Source organism: Streptomyces sp. NBC_01241 (assembly GCF_041435435.1).
Taxonomy (GTDB): domain Bacteria; phylum Actinomycetota; class Actinomycetes; order Streptomycetales; family Streptomycetaceae; genus Streptomyces.
On sequence record NZ_CP108494.1, the window covers coordinates 2192635 to 2208756 of the forward strand.

Sequence of the window (16122 nt, forward strand, 5' to 3'; positions counted from 1 at the left end):
GCGCGGCCGCCCGCACCCGGTCGTCCGGGACGGTACGCTGCGGAGGCCGGGCCCGTCAGGCGCTCTCGGCGGCGAGTGCGCGGACCGCGTCCGCGAACGCCTCGCCCCGCTTGTTGTAATTGGCGAACATGTCCATCGAGGCGCAGGCCGGGGCCATCAGTACGGTGTCTCCCGGCCGGGCGAGCCGTGCCGCCTCGCGGACCGCCTCGGACATCGCCCCAGTGTCGGTCCGGTCGAGGTCGACCACCGGGACTTCGGGGGCGTGTCGCGCGAGGGCTTCGCGGATCAGGGCCCGGTCCCGGCCGATCAGTACGACGCCCCGCAGCCGCCCGGCGGCCCCGGTCACCAGCTCGTCGAACGTGGCGCCCTTGGCGAGGCCACCGGCGATCCAGACGATCGGATCGTAGGCCGCGAGGGAGGCCTCGGCGGCATGGGTGTTGGTGGCCTTGGAGTCGTCGATGTACGCGACCTGGTCGATGTCCTCGACGTGCTCGATGCGGTGCGGGTCGGGGCAAAAGGCCCGCAGTCCGTCCCGTACGGCCGCGGGCTCGACACCGAAGGCGCGGGCCAGGGCCGCGGCCGCCAGGGCGTTGGCGATGTTGTGCGGGGCCGGCGGGTTGACGTCGGTGACCTCGGCGAGCTCCTGGGCCTGCTTCTGCCGGTTCGTCACGAAGGCGCGGTCGACGAGGATGCCGTCGACGACGCCCAGTTGGGACGGGCCCGGTGTGCCCAGGGTGAAGCCGATGGCGCGGCAGCCCTCCTCGACGTCGGCCGCGCGGACCAGGTCCTCGGTCGCCTTCTCGGCCGCGTTGTAGACGCAGGCGACGCGATTGCCCTCGTAGATCCGGCCCTTGTCCGCGACGTACGCCTCCATGGAGCCGTGCCAGTCGAGGTGGTCGGGGGCCAGGTTGAGGACGGCCGCGGAGTGGGCGCGCAGCGAGGGCGCCCAGTGCAGCTGGTAACTGGACAGTTCGACGGCGAGTACGTCGTACTCCTCGTCGCCGAGGACGGCGTCGAGGAGGGAGACGCCGATGTTGCCGACCGCGGCGGTGCGCAGCCCGGCCGCCTCCAGGATGGCGGCGAGCATCCGTACGGTCGTGGTCTTGCCGTTGGTGCCGGTGACCGCGAGCCAGGGCGCCGGTTCCCTGCCGCCGTGGCCGCGCAGCCGCCAGGCGAGTTCGACGTCGCCCCAGACCGGGACGCCCGCCTCGGCGGCTGCGGTGAAGAGCGGCTTGTCGGGCTTCCAGCCCGGGGTGGTGACGATGAGCTCGGTGGACTCGGGCAGGGTCGCCCCGTCGCCGAGGCGCACGGTGATGCCCTGCGCCTCCAGCTCCGCGGCCTGCGTACGGGAACGCTCGTCGTCCCCGTCGTTGACCACCGTGACGACGGCGCCCAGGCCGTGCAGCACCGTGGCCGCCGGGATTCCGGAGACTCCGAGTCCCGCGACGGTGACGTGCTTGCCCTGCCAGTCCTGGTTGCTCACTTCTCGGCTGCCCATCCCGCGTAGAAGAGACCGAGTCCGACGATCACGCACATGCCCTGGATGATCCAGAAGCGGACCACGACAAGGACCTCGGACCACCCCTTGAGTTCGAAGTGGTGCTGGAGCGGCGCCATCCGGAAGACTCGCTTACCGGTCATCTTGAAGGAGCCGACCTGGATGACCACGGACATGGTGATCATCACGAAGAGTCCGCCGAGGACGGCCATCAGGAACTCCGTGCGGGAGCAGATGGCCAGACCCGCGAGGGCGCCGCCGAGGGCGAGCGAGCCGGTGTCGCCCATGAAGATCTTGGCGGGCGAGGTGTTCCACCACAGGAAGCCGAAGCAGGCGCCCATCAGCGCGGAGGCGACGACCGCCAGGTCGAGTGGATCTCGTACCTCGAAACAGGCGTTGGGGTTGGTCAGGGTCGTCGCGTTGGCGCAGGACTCCTGGAACTGCCACAGCCCGATGAAGGTGTACGCGCCGAAGACCATCACCGACGCGCCGGTGGCCAGGCCGTCCAGACCGTCCGTCAGGTTCACGCCGTTGGACATGGCGAGGATCATGAACAGCGCCCAGACGACGAACAGCACCGGGCCGATCGACCAGCCGAAGTCCGCGACGAACGACAGCTTGGTGGAGGCAGGGGTGTTGCCACGGGCGTCGGCGAACTGGAGCGAGAGCACCGCGAAGGCGATACCCACGATCAGCTGGCCCGCCATCTTCGCCTTGGCCCGCAGACCCAGCGAGCGCTGCTTGACGATCTTGATGTAGTCGTCGAGGAAGCCGACGAGACCCATGCCGGTCATCAGGAAGAGCACCAGCACACCGGAGAAGCGCATCTCCTCACCGGTGATCACCTTCGCCAGGACGTACGCGATGATCGTCGCCAGAATGAAGGCAATACCGCCCATGGTGGGCGTGCCCTTCTTGGACCCGTGGGTACGCGGGCCGTCGTCCCGGATGAACTGCCCGTATCCCTTGCGGGCCAGCAGTTTGATCAGCAGCGGAGTTCCGACCAGGGTCAGGAAGAGCCCGATGGCCCCCGCGAAGAGGATCTGCCTCATCGGCCGGCGACCTCGCCCTCGGACGCGTTCTCCAGCAGTGCCATGGCGACCTGCTCCAGGCCGACCGACCGGGACGCCTTCACCAGCACGACGTCTCCCGGGCGCAGTTCACTGCGCAACAGGTCGACGGCAGCCTGCGCGTCGGACACGTGCACCGACTCCTCACCCCACGAACCCTCGTTGTATGCGCCCAGTTGCAGCCAGGAGGCCTCTCTGCCCCCGACCGCGACGAGCTTGCTGACGTTGAGCCGGACAGCGAGCCGTCCGACCGCGTCGTGCTCGGCGAGCGAGGCGTCTCCGAGCTCGGCCATGGGGCCGAGCACCGCCCACGTACGCCGGCCCTTCCCCATGGCGGCCAGCGCGCGCAGCGCTGCCTTCATGGATTCGGGGTTCGCGTTGTAGGCGTCATTGACGAACGTCACGCCGTCCGGACGCTCGGTGACCTCCATGCGCCAGCGGGAGAGGGTGCCCGCCTCGGAGAGCCCTTCGGCGATCTCGTCTGCGGACAGGCCCAACTCATGGGCGACGGCGGCCGCGGCGAGCGCGTTCGACACGTGGTGCTCACCGTACAGGCGCATGGTCACGTCGCTGCACCCGGTGGGTGTGTGGAGCGTGAAAGCGGGACGGCCGTCGTCGGTGAGACGGACGTTCTCTCCCCGTACGTCCGCTTCCGCGGCTTCACCGAAGAGCAGCACCCGGGCTTTCGTACGGGAGGTCATGGCGCGCACGAGCGGGTCGTCGGCGTTGAGCACGGCGAGGCCGTCCTGTGGCAGCGACTCGACCATCTCGCCCTTGGCCTTGGCGATTTGCTCGCGGCCGCCGAACTCGCCGATGTGGGCGGTGCCGACGTTGAGGACGAGACCGATCCGGGGCGGGACGAGGCCGGTGAGGTAACAGATGTCGCCGACGTAGCGTGCGCCCATTTCGAGGACGAGGTGCTGGGTGTCCTCGGTGGCGCGCAGGGCGGTGAGCGGCAGCCCGATCTCGTTGTTGAGGTTGCCCGCCGGGTAGACCGTGGGCCCCTTGCGTTCGAGGAGCTGGGCGATGAGGTCCTTGGTGGAGGTCTTGCCCGCGGAGCCGGTGAGGGCGACGACGGTGGTGCCGAGGCGGCCCACGACGGCGCGGGCGAGCGCGCCGAGGGCGGCCACGACGTCATCGACGACGATCGCCGGAACACCGACGGGGCGGGCGGCCAGCACGGCTGCCGCGCCCGCCTCGACGGCGCGCTGCGCGTAGTCGTGGCCGTCGACCCGCTCCCCGGCGAAGGCGACGAACAGGCTGCCTTTCTTCACCTCTCGGGAGTCGATGACGACGGGACCGCTGACGGTTGCTGCCGGATCGGGTATGTCGTACGACTGCCCGCCGACGATTTCGGCGATCTCGGCGAGGGAAAGGGCGATCACTTGGTCATCCCTGACTGTTCTCGTGGGTGTGGGCGTGGGCGGTGTTGTCGGTACGGCTGTGCCCCAGGGAGCGTTCGATGGCCGCGCGCAGAACCACGCGGTCGTCGAAGGGGCGTACCACGCCGTGGATGTCCTGGCCCTGCTCGTGGCCCTTGCCGGCGATGAGCACGGTGTCACCGGGCTCGGCGCGGGCGACCACGGCGGCGATGGCGGCGGCCCGGTCGGCGTCGACCAGGACGTCGCCCCGCTCGTGGACGGGCACCTCGGCGGCGCCCGCGAGCATGGCGGCGAGGATTCCGAGGGGGTCCTCGGAACGGGGGTTGTCGGAGGTCAGTACGGCGGTGTCGGCGAGGCGGGCCGCCGCGGCGCCCATCGGGCCGCGTTTGGTGGTGTCGCGGTCGCCGCCGCAGCCGAGGACGACGTGCAGCCGGCCTTGGGTGACCTTCCGCAGGGAGCGCAGCACGGATTCGACGGCGTCGGTCTTGTGCGCGTAGTCGACGACCGCGAGGTACGGCTGTCCGGCGTCGACGCGTTCCAGCCGGCCGGGGACGCCCGGAACGGCGGCGACGCCATCGGCGGCGGTCTGCGGGTCGAGGCCCGCGACGGCGAGGGTGACGATCGCGGCGAGGGTGTTGGCGACGTTGAACGGGCCGGGCAGCGGGGCCCTGGCGGCGATCCGCTCGTTCTTGGGGCCGACGACGGTGAAGGTGGAGCCCTGCGGTCCGACTTCGACGTCCTCGGCGCGCCAGTCGGCGTCCGGGTGGCCCTCGGCGGAGAAGGTGACGACGGGGACACTCGCCTGCGCGATCAGCCTGCGGCCGTACTCGTCGTCGAAGTTGACGACGCCCTGCCGGCTGCGCCGGGGGGTGAAGAGCTGTGCCTTGGCCTGGAAGTAGTCCTCCATCCCGGTGTGGAACTCCATGTGCTCCGGGCTGAGGTTGTTGAAGACCGCGACGTCGAAGACGCAGCCGTCGACCCGGCCGAGCACCAGGGCGTGGCTGGAGACCTCCATGGTCACCGAGTCGACCCCGCGTTCGCGCATGACGGCGAACAGGGCCTGCAGATCGGTGGCTTCGGGGGTGGTGCGCTCGGACTTGATGCGCTCGTCGCCGATCCGTGTCTCCACGGTGCCGATCAGCCCGGTGGCGCGCCCGGCGCCGCGGAAGCCGCCCTCGATGAGGTACGCGGTGGTGGTCTTCCCGGAGGTTCCGGTGATGCCGATCTGGAGAAGGTCACCGCCGGGCCGTCCGTAGATCTCGGCGGCGAGTTCGCCCATCCGGCCGCGCGGGTCCTCGGTGACCAGCACCGGCAGTCCGGTGGCGGCGGCGCGCTCGGCGCCCGCCGGGTCGGTGAGGACGGCGGCCGCGCCGAGGCCGGCCGCCTGGGCTGCGAAGTCGGCGCCGTGGAAGCGGGCACCCGGCAGGGCCGCGTACAGGTCGCCGGGGCGGATCGCCCGCGAGTCGTGGGTGATGCCGGTGACCTCGCCGGTTCCCGGCGGTTCGACTCCCAGCCGGGCTGCCAGATCGCCGAGGGGCGTCGGTCCGATCCGGTCCGGGCGGGGCGCTCCCGGGTAGTTCACAGGCGCGTCCTTCTGGGTGGTTTGGAACTGATCAGCGTGGGGCACGGCGGTGAGCGTACCGGGCGCACCCGGCCTCTCGCGAAGTGAGGGGGCGGCGTTCCGGTGGTTCCCGTTCCGGTTCCCGGGATCGGGGGTGATGGTTGTCACTGGTCGGTCTCCCCGTGTTCACTCGCCGGGCTGGAAGGACACCGGCAGCCGGGCTGGCTCGCTGCCGGACGGTGGGGTCTGGAGGGTCTTCAGCGCGAACTCCATGACCCGTTTGTAGATCGGTCCACAGATCTGACCGCCGAAGTAGCTGCCCTTGGTGGGGTTCTGGATCGCGCAGTAGACGGTGATCTGCGGGTCGTCGGCGGGTGCGAAGCCCGCGAAGGACGCGGTGTAGCCGTGGTAGCCGCCGCGTACGGGGTCGACCCGGTTGGCGGTACCGGTCTTGCCCGCCACCCGGTAGCCCGGGATCTTGGCCTTCGTTCCGGTGCCCTCATCGTCTCCGACCACCGATTCCAGCATCGTGGCGAGCGTCTTGGCGGTCTTCTCGCTGACCACCCGGCTCCGTTCGGGAGCGGGGGCGGCCTTGAAGTGGCCGTCGGGGCCCTTGGTGCCGCGTACCAGCGTGGGTGCGATGCGCACCCCGCCGTTGGCGATCGTCGAGTAGATGGAGGCGGCCTGCATGGCGTTGAGCGAGAGGCCCTGGCCGAACGGGATCGTGTACTGCTGCGAAGTCGACCAGCTCTCGGGCTTGGCCAGGATGCCGGGGGTCTCGCCCGGGTAGCCGAGGCCGGTCGGCGAGCCGATCCCGAACTTGCGCAGGTAGGAGTAGAGGACCTTGTTGGCCTGGGGTTGGGTCCTGCCCAGTTCCCCGGTGGCCAGGATGGTGCCGATGTTGCTGGACTTGGCGAGTACGCCGTTGAGCGTCAGGTACCAGGTGGGGTGGTCGATGTCGTCCTTGAAGAGCCGGTCGCCGCGGTGCAGCAGGTTGGGGACGGTCACATGGGTGCCGGGGGTGGCGACGCCCTCCTCCAGCACTGCGGCCATGGACATGACCTTGCTGGTGGAGCCGGGCTCGTACGCGTCCTGGAGCGCCGCGTTGCCCAGCGACGCCGCGTCGGCCTGCGAGAGGTCGTTGGGGTCGAAGCCGGGCGCGTTGGCCATGGCGAGGACCTCGCCGGTCCTGGTGTTCTGCACGACCACGTAACCGCGGTCCGCCTTGGACTTCTTCACCTGGTCGGTGATGGCCTGCTGGGCGGCCCACTGGATGTCGCGGTCGATGGTCAGCTCGATGTCGGACCCGGCGACGGCCGGGACCTCCTTGGTGCCCGCGGTGGGCACCCGCCGGCCGCCGGACTGGGCGTACTTGATCTTGCCGTCCTCGCCCGCGAGCTCCTTGTCCAGCTGCGATTCGAGGCCGCCCGCGCCCTTGCCTTCGGCGTTGACATAACCGAGTATCCCGGCGGCGAGCCCTCCGTTGGGGTAGACCCGTTTGGTGGTCGCCTCCTGGAAGACCCCGGCCAGCACGTTGGCTCCGGGACCGCCGGCCGCCTTGTCCTTCGCCGCCTTCCTGGCGAAGACGGACTTGAGGTCCCTGATCTGATTCCAGACCTGCGGGGTCTGCCGGCGGGCCAGGACCGTGTAACGGCCCTCCTTGGAAAGTTTCGCGGTGAGCTCGGCGGTGTCGGCGCCGAGGATCGGGGCGAGGAGCGCCGCCGCCTGCCGTGGCGCGTCGGGGGCCTTGCTGAATTCGGGCGTGAACATCGACGGGTCGGCGGTGATGTCGTACGCGTCGACGCTGGTGGCCAGCGCGATACCGCTGCGGTCGGTGATCTCGCCGCGCTCGGCGGAGATCGTGTAGCTGAGGTAGCGGTTCTCCTTGGCCTTGGCCGCGTACGCGTTGGCATCGACGGCCTGGACCTGGAGCAGCCGGACGACGAACACCAGCATGACGAGCGTCAGGGCGACGCCGACCAGGCGGAGCCGGGGGCGCGGGCTGCCGAGACGGAGGGGGCGCGCGGGCCGGTTGCGGGGCGCGCGGGCGCGTGGCGCCGGGGACGGCCGGCGGCGGGCGGCGGGCCGGGGGCGCCCCTGGCCGCCTACGGCGTTGCGGGGGCGCGCGGGGCCGGGGACCCGGCGGCGCGGTGGTTCCTTGGGAGACACTGCGTCACCTGCCGGGGCTCGTCGAAGGCTGGACTGCCGGAGTACGCGGCCCGGCATGCGGGGCCGCGGAGGTGCTGGGCTTCACGGCGGCGCCCGAAAGAGTGGCCGGGGGAGAGGGAGAGGGCAGGTTCGAGGGCGGACCGGTTGCCGGCGCCGGGGCGCCGGTGGACGGGGCGGTCGCGGGGGGCTTCTCGGGGGTGCCGGGCTTCCGCGGCGGCGCGGGGGCCGGCTCGGCGGTGGACTGTGCGGGGACGCCGCGGACCTTGCCGTCCAGGTCCAGGAAGGCGGGGCTGCCCCCGGGCACCATGCCCAGTTTGCGGGCGCGCCGCTCCAGGGCGTTCGGCTCGGAGTAGCTGTCGACGTCACGCTGGAGGGCCTGCTGCTCGTCGGTGAGCTCGGTGGTCCGCTTCTTCAGCTCGCTCAGCCTGAACGATCCTTCATTGAGGGCCGAGTTGAGCACCAGGAGCGTGATCAGGCCGCCACCGAGGAGCAGCACGACCAGCAGGACGAAGGGGGTACGGGCCGCGTTGCTGGGCCCGGCGGGCATCAGCCGGGCAAGCCGCGCCGCCCGCCCCTTCAACTGCCCGGCCGCTTTGCTCACCGCGCCGCCCCGGGCGTCGCCGGTGTCCGCGTTCCCGGAGACCCGACGCTCATCGTTCCTCCTCGCGGATCCGCTGGGCGCCGCGCAGCCGGGCGGGAGCGGCACGCCGGTTCTCGGCGACCTCTTCCTCCGTGGGCAGCTCCGCGCCGCGGGTCAGCAGCTTCAGCCGGGGCTGATAGCGCTCGGGGACGACCGGCAGTCCGGGCGGCGCCGTGTTCGCTGCGCCTGCTGCGAAGACCTGCTTGACCAGCCGGTCCTCCAGCGAGTGGTACGAAAGGACGGCGATACGGCCGCCGACCGCGAGGCTCTGCACGGCGGCCGGAATCGCCCGCTCCAGGACGGCGAGCTCGCCGTTGACCTCGATGCGCAGCGCCTGGAACGTGCGCTTGGCGGGGTTGCCGCCGGTGCGCTTGGCGGCCTGCGGCAGCGAGTCGCGGATCAGCTCGACAAGCCGGGCGCTGTTGCTGAACGGCTCCTTCTCGCGCTCGCGCACGATCGCGGAGACGATCCGCTTGGCCTGCTTCTCCTCGCCGTACGCCCGCAGGATCCGTACCAGTTCGCCCGGCGGATAGGTGTTGAGCACCTCGGCCGCGCTGATACCGGCCGTCTGGTCCATGCGCATGTCGAGGGGGGCGTCCTGGGCGTACGCGAATCCGCGCTCGGCCTCGTCCAGTTGCATGGAGGAGACGCCGAGGTCGAAGAGGATGCCCTGGACCTTCGGGATGCCGAGCCGGGCGAGCACCTCGGGCAGTTCGTCGTAGACCGCGTGCACCAGGGTGGCCCGGTCGCCGTACGGGGCGAGCCGCTCGCCGGAGAGCCTCAGCGCCTCCTTGTCGCGGTCCAGCGCGATGAGCCGCACGGAGGGGAAGGCGGAGAGCAGCGCCTCGCTGTGTCCACCGAGGCCCAGGGTGCAGTCGACGACCACGGGCTGCTGCGGGCCCGGCGCCTCCAGAGCCGGGGCCAACAGGTCCAGGCACCGCTGGAGCATCACCGGGACGTGTCGGGTCTGGCTCATGCGCCCTCTCAGGCTCAGGTCCCGTGCGGTGGCACGTACGGCCTGGTCCCCGCCCGCTCAGAAGGGGAGGGCGGCCGGCGCCGGAGAAGAGGCGTCGGCCGACCGGCGAGCGGGAGAGGGCCGGACCGTACGTACGCCGCACACGGGGGAAATCTACGGAATGTGCAGGGTGTCGGTAACTTCCCGTCACTTTAGTCCACCCTGCCATTCGATCGATTCCCGATCAATCAACAGGGCAGCGCGTCGCCCCGCCCCCTGTGCGCCCGGCCGAATGAACAAGGTGTGAGGCTTGTGGGTTACCTCACAACAAGCATCGTTGACGTTCTTTGTCCCTTCTCACAGCGCGACGCGACCACTGCCGAGAGCTAACGTCATAACCATGTCGACTTCCGCACACTCCCCCGCCGGGCCTTCCGCGCCCTCTGCCGACCGGGCCCGCACCGGGGGCACGGTCACCGACCGCCTCGTCGAGGCGAATATCCGGTACGCCGCCGGATTCGAGGACCCGGGCATGGACGCCAAGCCGGTGCTGCGCGTCGCCGTGGTCGCCTGCATGGACGCCCGGCTCGACCTGCACGACGCTCTCGGTCTGTCGCTCGGCGACTGCCACACCATCCGTAACGCGGGCGGCGTGGTCACCGATGACGTGATCCGTTCGCTGACCATCAGCCAGCGGGCCCTGGGCACCCGCAGCGTCATACTCATTCATCACACGAACTGCGGCCTGGAATCGATCACGGAGGAATTCCGCCAGGAGCTGGAGGTCGAGGTCGGCCAGCGTCCGGTCTGGGCCGTCGAGGCGTACAAGGACGCGGACCAGGACGTACGGCAGTCGATGCAGCGCGTGCGCACCTCGCCGTTCCTGCTGCACACCGATGACGTCCGCGGCTTCGTCTTCGATGTGACCAGCGGCTTGCTGCGCGAGATCTTTTCCGCCTCCGCGTCCTGACCGTCGGCCCGGACGGCGCCCACCGGGAGCCGATATACCCACCGAACCCGACATATCGCCGCGACTTATCCACAGGCGAGTGACACGAAGCGGTAACGGCAACAAGAATGCGCATGTGGCATCTCGCCGGACGTTTCGCTTCCGGCAGAGTGTCCGTGTTTCGGGGTGGGCCGGGCCGCTGCGCGCGCGTCGGTCCGTGACTGGGGAATCCCCTGCTCCTGGTGAGCGTGGGGCAGGGCCGAGGAGGGCCGGGTGACGACCTATGACGATCGAGCGAGCCTCACAGATCTGACCACGACTGCGGAGCGGGTGCGCAGGTCGGTGGAGAGCGTGATCGAGGGCAAGCCCGAGGTCGTACGGCTTTCGCTGACCGTGCTGCTGGCGGAGGGGCATCTCCTCATCGAGGATGTCCCCGGCGTCGGCAAGACAATGCTGGCCAAAACGCTGGCGCGGTCGATCGACTGCTCGGTGCGGCGTATTCAGTTCACGCCGGACCTGCTGCCCTCGGACATCACCGGTGTGTCCATCTTCGACCAGCAGCGGCGCGACTTCGAGTTCAAGCCGGGCGCGATCTTCGCCCAGATCGTGATCGGCGACGAGATCAATCGGGCCTCGCCGAAGACCCAGTCGGCGCTGCTGGAGTCGATGGAGGAGCGCCAGGTCACCATCGACGGGCACACGTACGAGCTGCCCGACCCGTTCATGGTGGTGGCCACCCAGAACCCGGTGGAGATGGAGGGCACCTATCCGCTGCCCGAGGCCCAGCGGGACCGGTTCATGGCGCGGGTGTCGATCGGCTATCCGAACGCGGAGGCCGAGCTGCGGATGCTCGATGTGCACGGCGGGATCTCGCCGCTCGACGATCTTCAGCCGGTGGCGCACGCCCACGACATCGTGAAGCTGATCGAGGCGGTACGGACGGTCCATGTGGCCGACGCCGTGCGGCGGTACGCGGTGGAGCTCGTCGGGGCCACCCGCAGCCATCCCGATCTCAGACTCGGCGCCTCGCCGCGGGCCACCCTGCACCTGCTGCGCGCGGCGAAGGCCTCCGCGGCACTGAGCGGCCGGGACTACTGTCTGCCGGACGACGTGCAGGCGCTGGCGGTGCCGGTGCTCGCGCACCGGCTGCTGCCGACGGCCCAGGCCCAGCTGAACCGCCGTACGGCCGAGCAGGTCGTGCTGGAGATCCTCCAGCAGACACCGGTGCCGACGGCCGACGGCGGTGGCGTCCCACGGGTGCAGCCCCAGCATCAGCCGGGCCGTCCGGTGTACGGCCGGCAGCAGCCCGGCGTACGGCGGGTGTGATGAGCCCCGGGGGGCCGGCCTCGTTGGACAACGGCGACGGCAAGGGCGCGCTGCGGGCCGCTCTGAGCGGACTGACCACGCGTGGGCGGTCCTTCCTCGCGGCCGGTGTCGCCGCGGCGGTCTGCGCCTATGTGCTGGGGCAGGCGGATCTGCTGCGGGTCGGGCTGCTGCTCGCCGCGCTGCCACTGGTCTGTGTGGTGGCGCTCGTCCGCACCCGTTACCGGGTCACGGGCACCCGGCGGCTCTCGCCCTCCCGGGTGTCCTCGGGCACGGAGGCACGGGTTCATCTGCGGATGGAGAACGTGTCCCGGCTGCCGACCGGGCTGCTGATGCTGCAGGACCGGGTGCCTTACGTGCTCGGGCCGCGGCCCCGGTTCGTGCTGGACCGGGTGGAGGCGGGGGGGCGTCGCGAGGTGTCCTACCGGGTGCGGTCGGATTTGCGCGGGCGTTATCCGCTGGGGCCGCTGCAATTGCGGCTGAGCGATCCGTTCGGGATGTGTGAGCTGACGCGTTCGTTCAGCGCGTACGACACCCTCGTCGTCATTCCGCGGACCGAGCCGCTGCCGCCCGTACGGCTGGCGGGCGAGGCCTCGGGGTACGGCGAGGGACGGCAGCGTTCGCTGGCGCTGGCCGGTGACGACGACGTGATTCCGCGCGGTTACCGGCACGGCGACGATCTGCGCCGGGTCCACTGGCGCTCCACCGCGCGGTACGGCGAGTTGATGGTGCGCCGTGAGGAGCAGCCGCAGCGGGCCAGATGCACGGTGCTGCTGGACACCCGGCGGATCGCCTATCAGGGGTCGGGGCCCGACTCCGCCTTCGAGTGGGCGGTGTCGGGGGCCGCGTCCACGCTGGTGCACATGCTGGAGCGCGGCTTCGCGGTCCGGCTGCTGACCGACGACGGGAACGCGGTGCCGGGCGAGGGTGAGGGCGGCTTCGCCGGGTCGACGCAGGAGTCCGCCGACTCCGCAGGGCTGATGATGGACACCCTGGCGGTGGTCGACCACTCCGAGGGGGGCGGTCTGTCGCGCGCGTACGACGTACTGCGTGGCGGCAACGAGGGGCTGCTGATCGCGTTCTTCGGCGATCTGGACGAGGATCAGGCGGCGGTGGCGGCCCGGATGCGGCAGCGCAGTGGCGGCGCCGTCGCGTTCGTACTGGACAGCACTGCCTGGGGACTTGACGACGTCCCGTCCGCGGGGGCGGACGCGGCGTTCGAGCGGCGGCTTCGGCTGATGCGCGAATCGGGCTGGACGGCGGTGGCCGTGGCGCCCGGGACCGGTCTCGCCCGTTATTGGCAGCAGGCGGCGGGACACCCGGGTGTGACGACGCGGTCGGCTGCCGTCGGCGGCACCACAGGTGGCACGACAGGTTTCTCCGGGGGATGGTCATGAGTGGTCGCGGTCGGCTGACGCTGTGCGCCTTTGCGGCGACGCTCATGGCGGCGGGCTCGATGCTGCCGCTGGTCGAGCCGGCCGGGTGGATCCTGCAAGCCGCGTTCCTGCTGGCGGTCCAGAGCGGGATGGGCATGCTCGCCCGCCGGACGCCCATGCCCCGGCTACTGGTCGTCGTGGCGCAGACGCTGGTCACCCTCGTCCTGCTGACGGTCGTCTTCGCCAGGGGGCAGGCTCTGGTCGGGGTCCTGCCGGGCCCGGAGGCCGTCCAGCGGCTCGCTGATCTGCTGATGTCGGGTGCTGACGATGTCGGAAGGTACGCCGCTCCGGCGCCCGTGACGGACGGCATTCGGCTGATGCTGATCGGCGGTGTCCTGCTGGTCGGCCTGGTCGTGGACGCCCTCGCTGTGACGTTTCGCAGCGCGGCCCCGGCCGGTCTGCCGCTCCTCGCGCTGTACTCGGTCGCCGCGGGGCTGTCCGAGGGCGGAACGGACTGGCTCTGGTTCCTGCTCGCGGCCGGCGGCTATCTGCTCCTTCTGCTGGCCGAGGGCCGGGACCGGCTCTCCCAGTGGGGGCGGGTCTTCAGCGGCGCGGCCGGATCCCGGGGCGGTGCGACAGCCGGTGCGGCATTCTCCGCTGCCCGTCCGACGGCACCGGTCCGCACCGGCCGCCGCATCGGCGCGCTGGCGCTGGGAATTTCGCTGTTCGTACCGGCGGCACTGCCCGCGCTCGACAGCGGACTGCTGGCCGGTACGGGGAGCGGGAACGGCAAGGGAAACAGCGGCGGGGGCACCATCTCGGCGGTGAACCCGCTGGTCTCGCTGCAGAACAACCTGAACCAGCCGGAGAACCGGGAGGTGATGTCCTACCGCACCAATTCCACCGACCTGCAGGGCTTCTACCTGCGGATCCTGGCCCTGGACCAGTTCACCGGGAACGAGTGGCGGCCCTCCACGCGCCGCCTGGAGGGTGTGCCGAAGCGGCTCCCGGCCCCGGAAGGTCTCGGGCCGGACGTCATGTCCACGGAGATCATCACGAACATCTCCGCGTCGAGCTCCTACCAGCAGACCTATCTGCCGCTCCCCTTTCCCGCGACCGAGGTCAGGATCGGCGGACGCTGGCGGTACGAGCCGATGGGACGGACCCTCGTCGGTGACGGCGGGGAGACGACCCGCGGTGCGCAATACCAGGTCTCCAGTCTGGTGGTCCAGCCGACCGCCGATCAGCTGGCCGTGGCGGGTCCCGCGCCGGTCGCTCTGCAGCGCGAGTACACCCGTGTTCCCGACTCCCTGCCGAAGGTGGTCGGGCAGACCGCGGACCGGGTGACGAAGGGTGCGAGCAACGATTACGAGCGGGCGGTGAAGCTGCAGGACTTCTTCGCCTCGGACGGTGGCTTCAGCTACGACACCTCGGTGAACTCGGGCACCGGGAGCGCGGCGATCAGCCGGTTCCTGAAGGAGAAGCGGGGCTTCTGCGTCCACTTCTCGTTCACGATGGCCGCGATGGCGCGCACGCTGGGCATTCCGGCCCGGGTCGCGGTGGGCTTCACTCCCGGCACCACTCAGTCGAACGGTTCGGTATCGGTGGGACTGCGCGATGCGCATGCCTGGCCGGAGCTGTACTTCGAGGGTGTCGGGTGGACCCGTTTCGAGCCGACCCCGACGCGGGGCACCGCCCCGTCCTACACCCAGCCGGACGCCCCGTCGGGCGGCACGTCCGACCCGGCCCGGCCGGAGAAGGGCGCCTCGGCCGCTCCGACGGTCGCACCGTCCGTCGCGGAAAGCTGCCCGGTCCAGCTGCGCAAACAGGGCGAGTGCGGCAGCTCGGCGGCGCCGGGAGTGGTGGCCCCGACGGATTCCGGAACGCCCACGGGCACCGTCCTCGGCGTGGTGCTGGGCGCGTTGGTGATCCTGGTGCTGCCGTTGCTGCCGATGCTCTGGCGGTTTCGGGCCCGCAAGCACAGGCTGAGATTCTCCGCGGGACGTACACCGGCGGACGCGACGGCGAGAACGCTGGCGGCCTGGCGGGAGATCATCGACACCGCGTGGGATCACGGCATCGAGCCGGACGATTCCCGGACCCCGCGCACGACGGCGGCCAGGGTGGTGCGGCTGGGACAACTCGAACCCGACGGGGCCGCCGCTGTCCACCGAGCGGCGGGGGCGGTGGAGCACGTGCTCTACGCCCCGGAGCCCCGGTCGGGTACCGGGCTCGCAGAGGACGTGGAGGCGGTACGGGCGGGTCTGCGGGCGTCGTCCGGCCGGTTCGCCAGGGCCCGCGCGATCGTGGCACCGCGCTCGGCCGTTCGGGTGATCTGGGCGGCGTCCGACCGCTGGGCCGCGTTCACCGGCACGTGGGCGGCGCGGTGTGGCCGGGACCGGTGGACGGGGTGGCTGCGGCGACCGTCCCGCCAGCAGGGGTGAACGGGCGGGACGTGAGCGAGCCAGACCTGAGCGGGCGGGACGTGAGCGGGATGCCCGCAAGCATGGTGCGCTCCGGCTCCGGCGCGGTCGTCCGAACGGTCCGGCCCGGGCACGCGTGAGGGGCGGCCGCGTAAACGCGGCCGCCCCTCACCCGAAGACTGTCCGGGGGCCTATTGGCCCTGCTCGTCACGGCGGCGCTGCCACCGTTGCTCGATCCGGTTCATCACGGTCCGGCGCTGCCTGGGCCGACGGCTGTCACCGCCGCCTCCGACTGCCGGCCGTTCGCCCGGTTTGGGCGCCTTGCGCCAACCAGTGACCGCAAGGACCGCACAGCCGAGCATGACGAGGAACCCCACCACGCTGATCCAGATCTGCTGGGCGACCATTCCGGCCATGAGGAGCGCGATACCCACCAGGAAGCCTGCGACCGCCTGGTAGACCCGTCGCCGGGTGTACGTACGCAGCCCGCTTCCCTCGAGCGCTGTCGCGAACTTGGGATCTTCGGCGTACAGCGCTCGCTCCATCTGCTCGAGCATTCGCTGCTCGTGCTCCGAGAGCGGCACGGAGTCCTCCTCGTCGTCGGCCGCGGGGGGCGGCCGGTATGCGGCCCTTCCAGGATAGGCAGGGATTCGCCCCCGTGAAACCCGCCCTCTTTGCCAATCAGCCAGTCCGGGCCGCCACGACGGCTCAGCTGCTGAGGCGTTGATTCCCCAACCTCCGATCCGTCATGCCGGATGGTGTCCCCCGATCATACG

12 protein-coding genes are annotated in these 16122 nt (G+C 71.0%); 4 read left to right on the forward strand and 8 right to left on the reverse strand.

The window, feature by feature from the left end; all coding sequences use genetic code 11:
* Positions 1-55: 55 nt before the first annotated feature.
* From murD to rsmH, 7 genes are read right to left on the reverse strand one after another with little or no spacing between them, the layout of a single operon-like run.
* The gene (gene murD / locus OG306_RS09515; protein WP_266752139.1) at positions 56-1483 is read right to left on the reverse strand and encodes a UDP-N-acetylmuramoyl-L-alanine--D-glutamate ligase; all 1428 of its coding nucleotides are present in this window, start codon (positions 1481-1483) and stop codon (positions 56-58) included.
* A complete protein-coding gene (gene mraY, locus OG306_RS09520) occupies positions 1480-2550 on the reverse strand; it encodes a phospho-N-acetylmuramoyl-pentapeptide-transferase (protein WP_266745659.1) in 1071 nt (356 codons plus the stop codon). The genes murD and mraY overlap by 4 nt, the downstream gene beginning before the upstream one ends.
* Positions 2547-3953: a UDP-N-acetylmuramoyl-tripeptide--D-alanyl-D-alanine ligase gene (locus tag OG306_RS09525; RefSeq protein WP_266745660.1), complete on the reverse strand. Its 1407-nt coding sequence runs from the start codon at positions 3951-3953 to the stop codon at positions 2547-2549. Before OG306_RS09525 ends, mraY begins: the two co-directional genes overlap by 4 nt.
* A 4-nt stretch (positions 3954-3957) precedes the next feature.
* Entirely contained in the window at positions 3958-5679 is a 1722-nt protein-coding gene (locus OG306_RS09530; protein WP_266745661.1) for a UDP-N-acetylmuramoyl-L-alanyl-D-glutamate--2,6-diaminopimelate ligase, read from the reverse strand.
* A gap of 18 nt (positions 5680-5697) precedes the next feature.
* Positions 5698-7680: a peptidoglycan D,D-transpeptidase FtsI family protein gene (locus OG306_RS09535; RefSeq protein ID WP_266745662.1), complete on the reverse strand. Its 1983-nt coding sequence runs from the start codon at positions 7678-7680 to the stop codon at positions 5698-5700.
* Between the two features lie 4 nt (positions 7681-7684).
* Entirely contained in the window at positions 7685-8281 is a 597-nt protein-coding gene (locus tag OG306_RS09540) for an FtsB family cell division protein (RefSeq protein WP_266745663.1), read from the reverse strand.
* Positions 8282-8330: 49 nt separating this feature from the next.
* On the reverse strand, positions 8331-9296 hold the full coding sequence (gene rsmH / locus OG306_RS09545) for a 16S rRNA (cytosine(1402)-N(4))-methyltransferase RsmH (RefSeq protein WP_266745664.1): 966 nt from the start codon (positions 9294-9296) through the stop codon (positions 8331-8333).
* Between the two features lie 379 nt (positions 9297-9675).
* Between rsmH and OG306_RS09550 the strand changes: the two genes are divergently transcribed.
* The 4 genes from OG306_RS09550 to OG306_RS09565 all read left to right on the forward strand — a co-directional run bounded on the left by OG306_RS09550 (position 9676) and on the right by OG306_RS09565 (position 15367).
* Positions 9676-10245, forward strand: coding sequence for a beta-class carbonic anhydrase (locus OG306_RS09550; protein ID WP_266745665.1), 570 nt, complete (start codon positions 9676-9678; stop codon positions 10243-10245).
* A 252-nt stretch (positions 10246-10497) separates the two neighbouring features.
* Positions 10498-11550 carry an AAA family ATPase gene (locus tag OG306_RS09555; RefSeq protein WP_266745666.1) on the forward strand — a complete coding sequence of 351 codons (1053 nt, stop codon included), beginning with the start codon at positions 10498-10500 and terminating at the stop codon, positions 11548-11550.
* Positions 11550-12944: a DUF58 domain-containing protein gene (locus OG306_RS09560; RefSeq protein WP_266745667.1), complete on the forward strand. Its 1395-nt coding sequence runs from the start codon at positions 11550-11552 to the stop codon at positions 12942-12944. The genes OG306_RS09555 and OG306_RS09560 overlap by 1 nt, the downstream gene beginning before the upstream one ends.
* A complete protein-coding gene (locus tag OG306_RS09565; protein WP_266745668.1) occupies positions 12941-15367 on the forward strand; it encodes a DUF3488 and transglutaminase-like domain-containing protein in 2427 nt (808 codons plus the stop codon). Before OG306_RS09560 ends, OG306_RS09565 begins: the two co-directional genes overlap by 4 nt.
* 170 nt (positions 15368-15537) lie before the next feature.
* Here the strand turns inward: OG306_RS09565 and OG306_RS09570 are convergent, their stop codons facing one another.
* Positions 15538-15930: a DUF3040 domain-containing protein gene (locus OG306_RS09570; protein WP_266745669.1), complete on the reverse strand. Its 393-nt coding sequence runs from the start codon at positions 15928-15930 to the stop codon at positions 15538-15540.
* Positions 15931-16122 lie beyond the last annotated feature (192 nt).